This window comes from Mesonia hippocampi (assembly GCF_014197445.1).
GTDB classification, from domain to species: domain Bacteria; phylum Bacteroidota; class Bacteroidia; order Flavobacteriales; family Flavobacteriaceae; genus Mesonia; species Mesonia hippocampi.
This window is the reverse complement of record NZ_JACIFO010000015.1, coordinates 1-14505: the sequence shown is the minus strand read 5'-3', so window position 1 is coordinate 14505 and position 14505 is coordinate 1. Positions and strand designations below refer to the sequence as shown.

12 protein-coding genes are annotated in these 14505 nt (G+C 35.1%); 7 read left to right on the top strand and 5 right to left on the bottom strand.

The genetic code is table 11. The annotated features are described in order from the left end of the window. Positions 1-242: 242 nt before the first annotated feature. The 4 genes from mdh (at position 243) to GGR32_RS11510 (ending at position 6461) form a co-directional block, all read left to right on the top strand. The gene (gene mdh, locus GGR32_RS11525) at positions 243-1169 is read left to right on the top strand and encodes a malate dehydrogenase (RefSeq protein ID WP_183478357.1); all 927 of its coding nucleotides are present in this window, start codon (positions 243-245) and stop codon (positions 1167-1169) included. Positions 1170-1332: 163 nt separating this feature from the next. Then, on the top strand, positions 1333-4320 hold the full coding sequence (gene secDF / locus GGR32_RS11520) for a protein translocase subunit SecDF (protein ID WP_183478356.1): 2988 nt from the start codon (positions 1333-1335) through the stop codon (positions 4318-4320). A gap of 745 nt (positions 4321-5065) precedes the next feature. Then, the gene (locus GGR32_RS11515) at positions 5066-5614 is read left to right on the top strand and encodes a Riean_0653 family protein (protein ID WP_183478355.1); all 549 of its coding nucleotides are present in this window, start codon (positions 5066-5068) and stop codon (positions 5612-5614) included. A 103-nt stretch (positions 5615-5717) separates the two neighbouring features. After that, positions 5718-6461 carry a T9SS type A sorting domain-containing protein gene (locus GGR32_RS11510; RefSeq protein ID WP_183478354.1) on the top strand — a complete coding sequence of 248 codons (744 nt, stop codon included), beginning with the start codon at positions 5718-5720 and terminating at the stop codon, positions 6459-6461. Between the two features lie 79 nt (positions 6462-6540). On the opposite strand, the gene GGR32_RS11505 is transcribed toward GGR32_RS11510, so the two are convergent. From GGR32_RS11505 to folE, 5 genes are all read right to left on the bottom strand, one after another. Continuing rightward, a complete protein-coding gene (locus GGR32_RS11505) occupies positions 6541-7038 on the bottom strand; it encodes a DUF192 domain-containing protein (RefSeq protein ID WP_183478353.1) in 498 nt (165 codons plus the stop codon). A 12-nt stretch (positions 7039-7050) separates the two neighbouring features. Then, complete coding sequence (gene lgt / locus GGR32_RS11500) at positions 7051-7866, bottom strand: prolipoprotein diacylglyceryl transferase (protein WP_183478375.1); 816 nt, start codon at positions 7864-7866, stop codon at positions 7051-7053. Between the two features lie 90 nt (positions 7867-7956). Then, positions 7957-8193, bottom strand: a complete 237-nt coding sequence (yidD, locus tag GGR32_RS11495) for a membrane protein insertion efficiency factor YidD (RefSeq protein WP_183478352.1) — start codon at positions 8191-8193, stop codon at positions 7957-7959. A gap of 3 nt (positions 8194-8196) precedes the next feature. Continuing rightward, entirely contained in the window at positions 8197-9684 is a 1488-nt protein-coding gene (gene cysS, locus GGR32_RS11490) for a cysteine--tRNA ligase (protein ID WP_183478351.1), read from the bottom strand. A 2-nt stretch (positions 9685-9686) separates the two neighbouring features. Then, positions 9687-10364, bottom strand: a complete 678-nt coding sequence (gene folE, locus GGR32_RS11485) for a GTP cyclohydrolase I FolE (protein WP_183478350.1) — start codon at positions 10362-10364, stop codon at positions 9687-9689. Between the two features lie 664 nt (positions 10365-11028). Between folE and GGR32_RS11480 the strand changes: the two genes are divergently transcribed. From GGR32_RS11480 to GGR32_RS11470, 3 genes are read left to right on the top strand one after another with little or no spacing between them, the layout of a single operon-like run. Further along, a complete protein-coding gene (locus tag GGR32_RS11480) occupies positions 11029-12309 on the top strand; it encodes an O-acetylhomoserine aminocarboxypropyltransferase/cysteine synthase family protein (protein ID WP_183478349.1) in 1281 nt (426 codons plus the stop codon). A gap of 13 nt (positions 12310-12322) precedes the next feature. After that, positions 12323-13318, top strand: coding sequence for an alpha/beta fold hydrolase (locus GGR32_RS11475; protein WP_183478348.1), 996 nt, complete (start codon positions 12323-12325; stop codon positions 13316-13318). Continuing rightward, positions 13281-14357, top strand: coding sequence for a homoserine dehydrogenase family protein (locus GGR32_RS11470; RefSeq protein ID WP_183478347.1), 1077 nt, complete (start codon positions 13281-13283; stop codon positions 14355-14357). Before GGR32_RS11475 ends, GGR32_RS11470 begins: the two co-directional genes overlap by 38 nt. Positions 14358-14505 lie beyond the last annotated feature (148 nt).

The following is a 14505-nucleotide window of genomic DNA, read 5'->3' as shown; positions in this document are numbered from 1 at the left end:
AAATTAGTTTTAGTCACTGTTTTAAGAATAGTAGTTTAGAAGTCGGTTAAATTTAACAAAAAAAAATACAATGCAATATTTTATTGCTAATAATTAAGTTGTGGGGATTTTATGTTGATGAATATGTAATTTTAGTGAGGTTTGAGCTCCTTTAAAAAAACTTATGAATATTCTTATATAAGCTGTTGTTTTTGTAAATTAGCAACCAGCTAAAAAAATATTAATTTTATAAAATAACATATATGAAAGTTACAGTAGTAGGAGCAGGAGCCGTAGGAGCAAGTTGTGCAGAATACATTGCGATTAAAAATTTTGCTTCGGAAGTAGTAATTTTAGACATTAAAGAAAATTATGCCGAAGGTAAAGCAATGGATTTAATGCAAACTGCTTCATTAAACGGATTTGATACCAAGATTGTAGGAAGTACAAACGATTATTCTAAAACAGCCGATAGTGATATCGCTGTGATAACAAGTGGTATCCCAAGAAAGCCAGGGATGACGAGAGAAGAGCTGATAGGAATTAATGCAGGAATCGTTAAAGAAGTATCGGCAAACCTTATTAAGCACTCTCCTAATGTAACCATTATCGTGGTAAGTAATCCTATGGATACCATGACTTACCTTGTACACAAAACCACAGGTTTACCTAAAAACAAAATCATAGGAATGGGAGGTGCCTTAGATAGTGCACGTTTCAAATATCGTTTAGCAGAAGCTTTAGAAGCGCCAATCTCTGATGTAGACGGAATGGTAATAGGAGGACATAGCGATAAAGGGATGGTGCCACTTACTCGTTTAGCCACTAGAAATAGCGTTTGTGTTTCTGAGTTTATCTCGGAAGAACGTCTTGAACAAGTAGCGGCAGATACAAAAGTAGGCGGAGCAACACTTACTAAAATGTTAGGAACAAGTGCTTGGTATGCACCAGGAGCAGCAGTATCTGGATTAGTACAAGCAATTGCTTGCGACCAGAAAAAAATGTTCCCATGCTCTACCTTGTTAGAAGGAGAATACGGGTTAAACGACTTATGTATTGGAGTTCCTGTAATTTTAGGCAAAAACGGAATCGAAAAAGTAGTCGAAATAGAACTTAACGAAGCCGAAAAAGCAAAACTACACGAAAGTGCAGAAGGCGTTAAAAAAACAAATGGTTTACTAGAACTGTAAAACCAAAAAAAACGGAGAAAAGAAAGTAAAAAGCCTATCGGGAATTTATTTCGGTAGGCTTTTTCTAAAATATATCTTAAATAAATTATTGTAGGTTCTTTTTTGAAATCCTATATTTGTCCGTTTTTATATATAAATCAATCAATAACATTAAAGAATAATAATGCAGAATAAGGGATTAATTAAGCTATTTGCACTTGTATTTGGCTTAGTATGTATTTATCAGTTATCATTCACATTTATCGCAGGAAGCGCAGAAGATAAAGCTAAAGCTTTTGCAAAACAGAAAATTAGTGAAGAGGTAGAAAATTATTCAAGCTTAAGAGAGCAAGAAGAAACCAGGTACTTAGATTCTATTGGGAACGAAAGTATTTTTGCTGGAATTACGTATAATACAGCAAAAGAAAAAGAGCTTAATAAAGGTTTAGATTTAAAAGGAGGAATCAACGTAATTTTACAAATTTCTGTAAAAGATATTTTGCGTGAACTTTCTAACCATTCAAAAAATCCAGCCTTTAATCAAGCATTAGCTAATGCAGATGAAACACAAAAAAGCAGTCAGGATGATTATGTAGAAATATTCTTTAGTGAGTTTGATAAAATAGCAGACGCACGTTTAGCCTCGCCAGATATTTTTGCCAATAAGACTTTAAGTGACGATATCGCTTACGATATGACAAATGAGCAGGTAAAACCTGTTATTAGAAGAAGAATAGACGAAAGTATAACTTCTGCATTTGAAGTATTGCGTAAACGTATCGATAAATTTGGAGTAACACAGCCAAACATTCAGCGTTTAGGAAATTCAGGAAGAATTTTAGTAGAGCTTCCAGGTGCTAAAGATGTAGACCGTGTAAAAGGCTTATTACAAAGTACAGCACAGTTAGAATTCTGGCACGTATTTAAAGGGCAAGAACTAATACCATTCTTATCGCAAGCTAACGATCGCCTAAAAAGCATTCTAAAACCAGAAGCAAAGAAAACCGCCGATTCTAAAACTACAGAAGAAGAGGATATCGATGATCTTTTAGCCGATACAGAAGAGGAAGAAACACAAGGAGAAAATCCAATTTTCGATTTACTAGTAGCTCCAGGAAATCAAGGAGGTCCAGTTATTGCCACTTTTGCACTTAAAGATACGGCTAAAATGAATACCTACCTGCGTATGCCTCAAGTACGCTCGCTATTGCCAGCAGAGCAAAAGTACGCTAAGTTTGCATGGGGACTAGTACCAGAAGGAAGCGAAACCGTAGAGCTTTATGCACTAAAAGCAAATAAAAATAACGAACCAGATTTAAGCGGTAGCGTTATTACCGATGCTAGACAAACTTATACACCTGTTGGTGGCGTAGCTGTTTCTATGGAAATGAACGGAAAAGGAGCTAAAAAATGGGAAGAAATGACCACCGTAGCTTACAATAACCAATCGCAAATTGCTATTGTGTTAGATAATACCGTATACTCTGCGCCAGGACTTAGCAAAGGACCAATTTCTGGAGGACGAAGTGAGATTACAGGACAATTTACAGTAACCGAAGGGCAAGATTTAGCAAACGTATTGCGTGCAGGTAAATTACCAGCATCGGCAGATATTGTACAAAGTGAAATCGTAGGACCATCATTAGGGCAAGAAGCAATCGATAGCGGTATGATGTCGTTTATGATTGCACTAGCTTTAGTATTGGTTTGGATGATTTTCTACTACGGAAGAGCAGGAGTATATGCCGATATCGCTTTGGCAGTAAACATCTTGTTTATCTTTGGTATTTTAGCAGGATTGGGAGCCGTATTAACCTTACCAGGTATTGCAGGTATTGTACTTACCATTGGTATGTCGGTCGATGCTAACGTACTTATCTTCGAACGTATAAAAGAAGAACTAGCAAAAGGAAAAGCACAAGTAGATGCCATTAGAGATGGATTTAGAAATGCGCTTTCTTCTATTCTCGATGCCAACATTACTACAGGTTTAACAGGTATTATCCTATTGGTATTTGGTACAGGACCAATTAAAGGTTTTGCAACCACGTTATTAATAGGTATTTGTACATCTTTATTTACCGCTATCTTTATCACACGTATGTTTATCGATAAATATGGTAAAAACGGAAAAAGTTTAGATTTCTCTACGGCAGCCACTAAAAACTTATTTAAAAACGTAAACATCAATTTTATAGGGAAGCGTAAAATTGCTTATATCTTCTCAGGAGTACTTATTGTTGTAAGTTTAGCCTCATTAACCTTAAACGGATTAAACCAAGGGGTAGATTTTGTAGGAGGAAGAACCTATACAGTACGTTTTGACCAGGCTGTAAATGCTACAGAGATAGAAAATCAATTAGCTGAGGTATTTGGAAGTGTAGAAGCAAAGACTTTTGGAGCTGCAAACCAACTTAAAATTACAACAAAATATAAAGTAGACGAAGAGGGAACAGCAGTAGATAATGAAATTTCAGAAAAACTTTTCAAATCACTTACAGAATACTTGCCAAGCGGAATTACCTATAGCCAATTCTCGGCAGGAGGAGAAGATGCCAAAGTAGGTGTAATGTCATCGATGAAGGTAGGGCCAACTATTGCAGATGATATCAAAAAGGCCTCTATCTTTGCAGTAATAGGTTCGTTAATTGTAGTATTCTTATACATATTATTCCGATTTAGAAAATGGCAATTTAGTTTAGGAGCTGTAGCGGCAGTTTTCCATGATGTATTAATTATTTTAGGGATATTCTCGTTAACCTATAGCTTTATGCCGTTTAATATGGAGATAGATCAAGCATTTATCGCTGCGATATTAACCGTAGTAGGATACTCGCTGAATGATACCGTAGTTGTATTTGATAGAATTAGAGAGTACTTCAACGATCATCAAGGAAGAAAGTTCGATAAAACAATTAATGCGGCATTAAACAGTACCATTAGCCGTACATTAAACACCTCGCTTACCACTTTATTAGTATTGTTAGCAATCTTTATTTTTGGAGGCGAAAGCATTCGCGGATTTATGTTTGCCTTAATCGTAGGGGTAATTGTAGGTACTTACTCATCGTTATTTATAGCAACACCAGTAATGTATGATACTGCTAAAAAGAATAGCGAAGATTTATTAAAAAAGAAAGAAACAGAAACAGCAGAAGAAGATATCGCATAAGTATATAGTATTCTTCTACTATAATTTTAAAACCCCTTGGTAATACCCAAGGGGTTTTTGTTTAAAATAGCCTTATATAATTAAGGCTGTTTTTTTAATATAAATCGTCAAGAAAAGCAAGCTTAAAATACTCCCTTTAAGAGGGATTGTTTTTGCTGCTTTTTATAGCTTATAAATAAGTTGTTTTTATACCATAATTAAACCACAGCTAAACTAAAATCAGCCCATTTTTTAGTGGACAATTAGTGGTCTCACCCTAGACTAGGTGTGGACTAGGTGTGGACTAGGTATGGCTTTGATAGGGGGAAATCATGACGAAAACTAAAGCTTGGTTTTTCTTCAAATAACGGGATGAATAACAACTATATTTTGTTGTAAGTATGGGTTTATTTTTGCTCTAAAATTAAGAGGTTTTTTGTGGTGTTTTTTTTATAAAGTCGCAGCAACCAATTTGTGTTTAGTTTTTAACATCTCTAAAAACTAAAAAAAAAGCGCTTAAAATAGTTTTTTTATTTTGTGTAAAAATAAAATGAGCAGGTAAATTATAGCCTAGTATTTCTTATAGGTAAATAAAACACCCTAGCATAGGAGATACCATAAAAATCAGGGAGGGAAGATTTGATACTTTTTTTATTATGTAAAACCTGATAATTATTTATTTTAAAAAGTTTTTTGTAAATATTTGTAAAACAGTGTTATATGTTTTGTATTTAACGTAAATTGACTTAAATAATCCTAGCTAATTATGAGAAAACTCCTATTAATTGCCCTAACATTAAGCCTGTATACTTGTAATAGTGACGATGACAAACCCCAAAACCCCGTAGACCAATTGCCTAAAGCCACGCAAACCGGAGAGGGTACATTTGCCTGTTTGGTAGATGGTAAACCGTTTATAGACAAAAGTGGTGGTTGGTTTAATTGCTTTTATCAATATGTTGATGATGGTTGGCATTTTGGGATACAAGGTAAAGATGAAAGCTATAAATATACATTACTGCCACGTAGTATAGCGTTAGGAACAACTAAAAAAAAGATATCAGAAGGAAGAGTACTTCAGTTAATTGAAATATCTGAAGGAAATGCCTCTGGAGGGGGAGGGTTTACATTTTCGATTAATGACAGTCAATCTTCATCAACAAATCAGGAATATACCGGAGAATTAACCATTACCAAATTAGATTTTGAAAGTTATATAGTTTCCGGCACCTTTTGGTTTGATATAAAGCATCCTGTAACGGGCGATACCATAAAAATCAGGGAGGGAATATTTGATACTTTTTTTATCATGTAATAACTAATAATTATTTATTTTAAATAAAGTTTTTTTTGTAAATATTTGTAAAACAGTGTGATATATTTTATATTTAATGTGCTTTAACTGAAATATCGTGCTCATGAAAAAATATATACTAATAATTATGGTCTTGTTTGTGGCAACAAGCTTTTATGCACAAACTCAGCAACAAGTACTAGCAGACCATTCATGGAATGTTTATAAAGTAGAAATAGATGGGCAAGAATACTTGGCACCAATTAACCAAGAGCGTATAGAATTGAATACTGCAAATTTATGGTATTTAGTAGATAATGAGATATGGTTTGGTTTTTGTGGATGGAGTGCTTTTCAAGGGCTTACTTTTACTAATGATAATCAATGGGAATCAACTAATTGGGTTAGTTTAGCGTGGGACTATTGTACCCTTGCAGAGAACATTGAATTTGCAGGGTATTATAGTGCTGTAATGAAGTATGAAACGCTAACAAGTTTTAGCTTTTATTTTGAGATTACAGATTTAAGTAACGGAGATAAAGAACTGGTGGTAACAAATGTTAATGGCGATAAAGCCTATTTTAATAATAAAACCTTGGCTATAAACGCTTATCTTTTTAATGATATAAAGGTGTATCCTAATCCTGCACAAACAGTGGTAAATATTAGCTTACCTAATCATACAAGCCAAATGCTTGTTATAAAACTTTATGATGTTTTAGGGAAAGAGATAAAAAAGATAACCCAAACAGCAGCAGCAGATATACGTTTCCCTTTAGATGGCATAACCGCTGGCGTTTATTTTTTAGAATTAAAACCTAAAAACCATAACGGAAAAGGAGAAATAATTAAACTGATAAAACAATAAGCTAGGTATTTTATTAAAAGGCATAAAAAAACCACCTTATGTAGTTTAGGTGGTTTTTTGTGGTGTGTTTTCTGTAAGGTTACAGCTCGGTAAAGCTAGCTTTATCGCCAAGGTTAAGCCCCCATTTTTTTACCATTCCTGCATTTACTTCAAGTACATATTGGGCAGGTTTATTAGAGCTTAATGTTGTTTCATCAAAAGCTTGAGCGTTTTCATTAAAGTCCACCAGCTCTCCTTTTGCATTGATGTATATTAAATCTAGGTTAATGTAGGTATCTTTCATATAAAAGTAGGGCCTAGGTTGCTCGTTTGTATAAACAAACAGCATCCCACGGTTGGCTTTCATCGATTTTCTGTACATTAACCCAGTTTGTTGCTCGTAATCTGTTTTAGCAAATTCAATTTCAATAGTTGCGATGGTGTCTCCTGTAGCTTTGGTAAAGTGAAGTTCTCCTTCTTTCGTAAAGCTTACTTCTGGTGTCTCTATGCGTTGCTGTTTAGCTTCTTCTTTACAAGAAATAATTAGGATGCCAAGAAGTCCAATAAGGCTAAATTTAATAAGATGTTGGGTTTTCATAACGTATATAACTTAAGCTTGTTTGTTTTTTCTAAAAATAAGAACTAATCCAATAAGTATAAAAGGGATACTTAACCACTGTCCTGTATTTAAGGCCCATTCTGCACGGTTGTCTACTTGGGCTTCTTTTACAAATTCTACAAGAAAACGTACAGTCCATAATAAGACTAGAAAAACACCAAAAATGTAGCCTTGTTGTTTACGTTTATCGGTTTTCCAATAAATGAGCCATAAAATGATAAAAACAATAATGTATCCAAAAGCTTCGTAGAGCTGCGCTGGATGCCTAGGGAAATTTTCGCCAAGTTGTTTAAAGATTACTCCAAAATCGCTGTCGGTAGGTTTCCCTATAATTTCAGAGTTGATAAAGTTTCCTAACCTAACAAAAGCACCTCCTATAGCTACAGGAATAGTAATGCGGTCTAAAATCCATAAGATTGGTTTTTTTAATACCTTTTTACTATATAAGTACATGGCTATGATTATACCGATGGCTGCTCCGTGACTTGCAAGTCCTCTAAATCCTGTGAATTTAAATTCGGGAACAAACTGTACAGGTAAGAAAACCGATAGTGGGTCTTCCCAAAGCAATTCGGTTTGATAAAAAATCACATGCCCTAATCTTGCGCCTACTAAGGTCGCAATTACGGTATAGATAAAAAGCTTGTCTAATTTTTCAATTTCAATGCTTTCACGAAGGTATATTTTTTTCATAAGATACCAGCCTAGCGTGAAGGCTATAAGAAACATTAAACTATAGTAATGAAGCGTGATAAAACCTAGGTCTATCCCTTCCGAAGGGTTCCAAACAATGGCATTGCTAAACATAAATTTAATTTTGGGTTTAAAGATACAGTTTCTCATAAAACTCTTCTTATTTTAAAGTTAAAAAAAGATGAGTACAAGGAGTGTAAGTTACTATTTACGGGTGGGAGGCACAGGGTCGTAACCAGAACCTCCGCCCGGGTGACATTTTCGAATGCGATTAATGGCCAGCCAACTCCCTTTTAGCAAGCCGTGTTTTTGTAAGGCTTCGAGTGCATAACTAGAGCATGTTGGTTGAAACCTACAACTTGCAGGAGTAAGGGGCGAAATAAATAATTGATAAACCCGAATAATTAGTACAAAAGGGGCAATAACAATTTTTTTAAGCATGAGTTACAGGCTAAAGGTGGTACCTTCTCTTGCGTCTTTAAGCTGTATATCCATATCGCTAAGGGCATCTCTAATTTTATCGCTCATGGCATAATCTCTATCCAAGCGGGCTTTATTACGCAGCTCGATAAGTAAAGCAATGGTGTTTTCTAAACGTTTTCGGTCTTTACTATTATCGTTTAGCGCCTCGGTTGCTTCGAGCCCTAAAACATCGAAGGTAAAATTATGTAGCGTTTCTTTTAGTGCAGCTTTATCAGTTTCGGTAATGCTTGCTTTGTTATTGGCAATGGCGTTGATGTATTTTACGGCTTCAAATAACTTAGCGATAAGAATAGGGCTGTTAAAATCATCGTTCATAGCATCGTAGCAAGATTGTTTCCAAGCATTGATATCTAGGCTAGAGGTGTTTTTTGTTTCTAACTTAGGTAGTAAAGCAATGGCGTCCATAAGTTTTAGGAAACCTTTTTCTGCAGCCATTAGTGCTTCGTCAGAAAAATCTAACACACTTCCATAAGTGGCTTGTAACATAAAAAACCTTGCTACCGATGGTGCATAAGCTTTGCTTAACACATGATTGTTACCCGAAAAAATTTCTGTAGGAAGAATGTTGTTGCCTGTACTTTTTGCCATTTTTTTACCATTTAAGGTAAGCATATTGGCGTGCATCCAATAGTGTACGGGAGCTTTTCCAGTGGTTGCGTGCCCCTGAGCTATTTCACATTCGTGATGAGGGAATTTTAAATCCATACCTCCGCCATGAATATCAAAAGTGTCTCCAAGGTATTTTGTACTCATGGCAGTACACTCTAGGTGCCAACCAGGAAAACCTGTTCCCCAAGGAGAAGGCCAGCGCATGATGTGTTGTGGCTCGGCTTTTTTCCATAAGGCAAAATCCTGTGGATTTTTCTTGTCGCTTTGCCCGTCGAGTTCTCGGGTATTTGCAATAAGGTCTTCTAGTTTTCTTTTGCTTAAAATCCCATAGTGATGGGCTTGGTTGTATTTAAGTACATCAAAATATACAGAGCCATTAGCCTCGTAAGCAAAGCCTTTATCGATTAATGTTTTGATGATTTCTATTTGCTCGATAATATGCCCTGTGGCAGTAGGCTCTATGCTAGGCGGTAGGTTGTTAAATTTTTTGAGTGTATCGTGGAAATCTACGGTGTACTTTTGTACAACCTCCATAGGTTCGATTTCCATAAGGCGGGCTTTTTTAGCAATACGATCTTCTCCTGTTTCCGCATCGTTTTCCAAGTGCCCAGCATCGGTAATGTTTCGTACATAGCGAACTTTATACCCCAGGTGTTTTAGGTAACGAAAAACCAAATCGAAAGAGATAAATGTACGACAATTACCTAGGTGAACATTACTGTATACGGTAGGTCCGCATACATACATGCCTACATAGCCTGGGGTAATTGGTGTAAATAACTCTTTTTCTCCCGTAAGGGAATTGTATATTTTTAGGTTTTGGTTTTCGTATAATGCCATGGTTAAAATTCGGTATCTATATTGATGTAATCTAAAAATTCTCTTTTGGTCGCAGGATCTTTAAATTTTCCGCCAAACTCGCTAGTTACGGTACTGCTTTCTATATCACGGATTCCTCGGCTGTTTACGCACAAGTGTTTTGCGTCTATTACACAAGCCACATCTTTAGTGTTTAATATTTCTTGTAGGGCTTGTACAATTTGCATGGTCATACGCTCTTGTACTTGTGGGCGTTTCGCATAATAATCTACAATTCGGTTCATTTTAGAAAGTCCTACAACGGTTCCGTTAGAGATATAAGCAACATGGGCGCGCCCTACAATAGGTAAGAGGTGATGCTCGCAAGTAGAGTAAACGGTAATGTTTTTTTCTACAAGCATTTCGCCATATTTGTATTTGTTATCAAAAACAGATGCTTTAGGTTTATTGTCTGGGTGTAACCCTGAAAATATTTCTTCCACAAACATTTTTGCTACACGTTTTGGGGTACCTTTAAGGCTATCGTCGGTTAAATCCATGCCTAAGGTTTCTAAAATTCGGAAAACATCTTTTTCGATGCTAGCTATTTTTTCCTGGTTGCTTAATTTAAAAGCGTCTTTTCTAACCGGGTTTTCTGCACTTGAGGCGATGTGGTTGTCGCCAATTTCTTCAAAATCTTCCAATATGTTATCTATTTTCATAACTAAATTAAAAACATGAGTTTTTATAAACCGCAAAGATACATAAAATATTTTCTAAGAAATAACAACTAATGGAACTTGTCTTGATGTACTTGTGTAGTGTTTTTGTACGGAGTATTGTTACTGTATTAATGTGTTACAGGTAAGTATCGTTTTATTAAAGGGATAACTTTGTAAACTTACGATGAAGTGTATGCCATAACTAAAGCCTATTTGTAGAAGAAGTCTTGATTTTAGCATAGGGGTTAGAAAAGAATTTTACACTGAAGCGGTAAAAAGCTTATATAGGATTTGGTTTTTAAAAATATGTTTTTAAATTTGCAGAATAATTCGAAGAAATAACATGAACAATTTTATGTATACTAACTTAATGATGATGTGGAGATTTTCCGCAGTGGTTCGTTAGTATCTAAAATTCACCTTATACTTTTAAAGCCACTGTTTTTTTCAGTGGCTTTTTTTATTTTAAACACCTATACGTAAATATATACATGCAAGTAAGTAAACTAAATATGGTAATGATGATGATGAACATGATGATGTATCGTCTGCACTGTTATTGCCATAAGTGAGCTTAGTTTTCTAACCTATTTTTACAAGCCCTTCTGGATAACAGCACATCCCGAAGGGCTTTTTTTATTATTAATATTTAATTTTTATAACCATGAGTACATTACAATTATCAACAAAAGTTTTACATGCAGGGCATCAAATTCACGAAGAAGGCGGAGCAAGAGCAGTACCTATTCATCAATCGAGCTCTTATGTTTTTAAAGGAGCTAGCCATGCCGCAAATCTATTTAACTTAACCGAAGCAGGATTTATTTATACGCGTTTAAACAACCCTACGAACGATATTTTAGAAAAGCGTTTAGCAGAAATAGAAGGAGGAATCGGGGCTTTAGTAACCGCCTCAGGAGCTGCCGCTATTCATACGACTTTGTCTACTATTTTACGTAATGGCGATGAGCTTGTTGCTTCTAATAGTTTATATGGCGGAACGTATAATTTATTAGATGTAAGTTTACGACGTTGCGGAATACAGACTTCCTTTGTAGATGCAGGAAACATAGCGGCTATTAAGGCGGCTATTACCCCAAATACCAAAGCTATTTTTATAGAATCTATTGGAAACCCGAAATTAGATGTGCTGGATATTGCTGCAATAGCAGAAGTGGCAAAAGCGAATAACATTCCTTTAATTGTAGACAATACAGTTGCAACCCCGCTTTTATTAAACCCTATTAAATACGGAGCGAACATTGTGATTCATTCCTTAACAAAATACATCAACGGTAATGGTACGGCTTTAGGTGGTGCTATTATTGATGGTGGAAACTTTAATTGGAACAATACTAATTTTCCAGAATTTACAAATCCTTCTCCAGGTTATCACGGATTAAATTATCATGAAACTTTTGGGGCTGCCGCTTTTATTGTAAAAGCAAGAATAGAAACCCTCCGCGATTTTGGTGCTGCATTAAGTCCTTTTAATGCTTTTCAAATTATACAAGGTTTAGAAACGCTTCCTTTACGGATAGAGAAACACTCTAAGCAAGCCTTGGCATTAGCCGAATGGTTATCACAACAAGAAGAAGTGGCTTGGGTAAATTATCCAGGGTTGAAAACTAGTCAGTATTATTCGTTGGTGAAAAAATATTTACCAAATGGGCAAAGCGGATTATTAACTTTTGGTTTAAAAGGCGGGTACGAAGCTGCGAAAAAAGTAGTGAATACGACAAGGATTTTTTCGCTAGTGGCTAATATCGGCGATACAAAATCACTATTAATACATCCAGCCAGTACCACGCATCAGCAATTAAGTGATGCAGATCAAGAAAAAACCGGAGTAACTAAAGATTTAATTAGGCTAAGCGTAGGAATAGAAAACTTAACGGATTTGAAAGAAGATTTAAAATCTGCTTTTCGTCAATTAAACCCATAAAAATCACAGCGAGGTGGAATCTATTTTACTAAAGCAATATAAAACGCAAAAGGGAGAGGGGTTAGACTTGTTGGTGTACTATCAAGTAGTTGGTTTGCCAATAGGGGAGGCTCCAATTATTTTGGTTAATCATCCTTTAACGGCAAATGCTACATTGATAGGCGATGGTGGTTGGTGGAATGCAATAGTTGGGGAAAACAACGTGTTAGATACTACAAGGTATACAATTATTTCTATTAATATACCGGGTAATGGTAGTGGCGAAGGAAATCTTTTAGAAAACCATACGGCACTTACTATATATGATGTGGCTAAAGTGTTTTTATTAACACTCGATAATTTAGGAGTAAAAAAACTACATACTATTATAGGGGCTTCTATTGGTGGAGCTATTTCATGGCAAATGGCAACATTAGCTCCTACTTTAGCAGAACAGGTTATTCCTATCGCAACAGATTATAAAACCACAGACTGGCTGCAAGCTATATGTACAATCCAAGCATCTATTTTAAAGAATGCAGTAGCTCCATTAGAGCAAGCACGGCAGCATGCTATGTTGTGTTACCGTACACCAACCTCTCTTAACCGTAAATTTAAGCTGCAAAAAAGCGATGGGGAGTTTAACGTTAATGCATGGTTAACGTATCATGGTAATGCATTGGCAAAGCGTTATGCGTTACAGGCGTATAAAACCCTCAATTATTTACTGTCTAGTATCGATATTGCTCAGGCCGATGGATCTTTTTTAAAACATATAAGTAAAATAGAATCTACCATACATATAATAACAATACCTACAGACGGATTGTTTTTAGCTGAAGAAAACTGGGATACCTATGTGCAACTAAAACCATATAAAGAGAATCTTTTTATTCATGAAATTAAATCTATTCACGGGCATGATGCCTTTTTAATCGAGCAACAACAACTAGCAAACATTTTAAATTCAATTTTTAAAAAATCAATAATAAATGAAAACAATAAATATAGTAGTGTTCGGCATAGGTAATGTAGGGAGCACATTGGTTAATCAATTAATAGCATTAAAAGAAATATGGGAAAATGAACGAGAAATAGAGGTGAATATTCCTGTAATTTTAAATTCTACATTGGCTTTTTATACAAAAGGAGGAGCCTCGCCAGAGTGGGAAACTAATTTTGAAAAATTTGGGGTTCCTTATCGCCTACCAGAAGTTATAACATATATTAAGGAACAAAAATTAGAAAACTTAATAGCTATAGATGTAACAGCTTCTGCTAAAATAGTAGAAGCATATCCTTATTTAATAGAAAACGGCTTTCATATCATAGCGGCAAATAAAGTAGCGAATACAAAAAGTCAACAATTTTATAAAGAATTAAGAGAGCTTTTAAAAGTGAATCAACGTAAGTTTTTATACGAAACAAATGTAGGAGCGGGCTTACCTATTATAGATACACTACAGAAATTAGTTAACTCTGGCGATAAAGTTACCAATGTACGTGGTGTCTTTTCGGGTTCACTTAGTTACCTATTTAATACTTTTTCAGATTCTAATGCTGCTTTTAGCGAAATATTAGCCGATGCTAAAGCAAAAGCCTATACAGAACCAGACCCAAGAATAGACCTTTCAGGGGTAGATGTTGCTAGAAAATTACTCATTATAGCTAGAGAATTAAAATTAGAAATAGAAATAGATGCTATTAATGTGGAAAGTTTAGTGCCAAAAACCTTAAACGGAAACAGTACATTAGATTCGTTTTATAAAAATATAACCTTGCTAGATCATGCTTTTTTAAAAAAGAAAGAGAATTTAGTCCCTGATAAAGCGCTGCGATATGTGGCAGATTTAAATGTGCAGACACAGGAATTAAATGTAAATCTATTAGAAGTAGATAGGTCAAGCCCGTTAGGTGCATTAAAAGCTGCCGATACATTATTCGAAATACATAGCTCGGCATATAAAGATAAACCTTTGATAATTCAAGGAGCAGGGGCAGGAACAACAGTAACCGCAAGAGGAATAATTACAGATTTGCTTAGCCTAACAGCCCAGCTAAACAATTAAAGTTAACCTTAAATTAAAAAGAAAGAAATCAGCCTAAAAAAAAATGTAAACTTAAATTTCTTGTTTTTCAGCGACTTAAAAACTAATTTGAATAAATATTAAATTATTTTAAAGAAATAGTTGCGTAGAAGTAAAAAACGGTTGTATA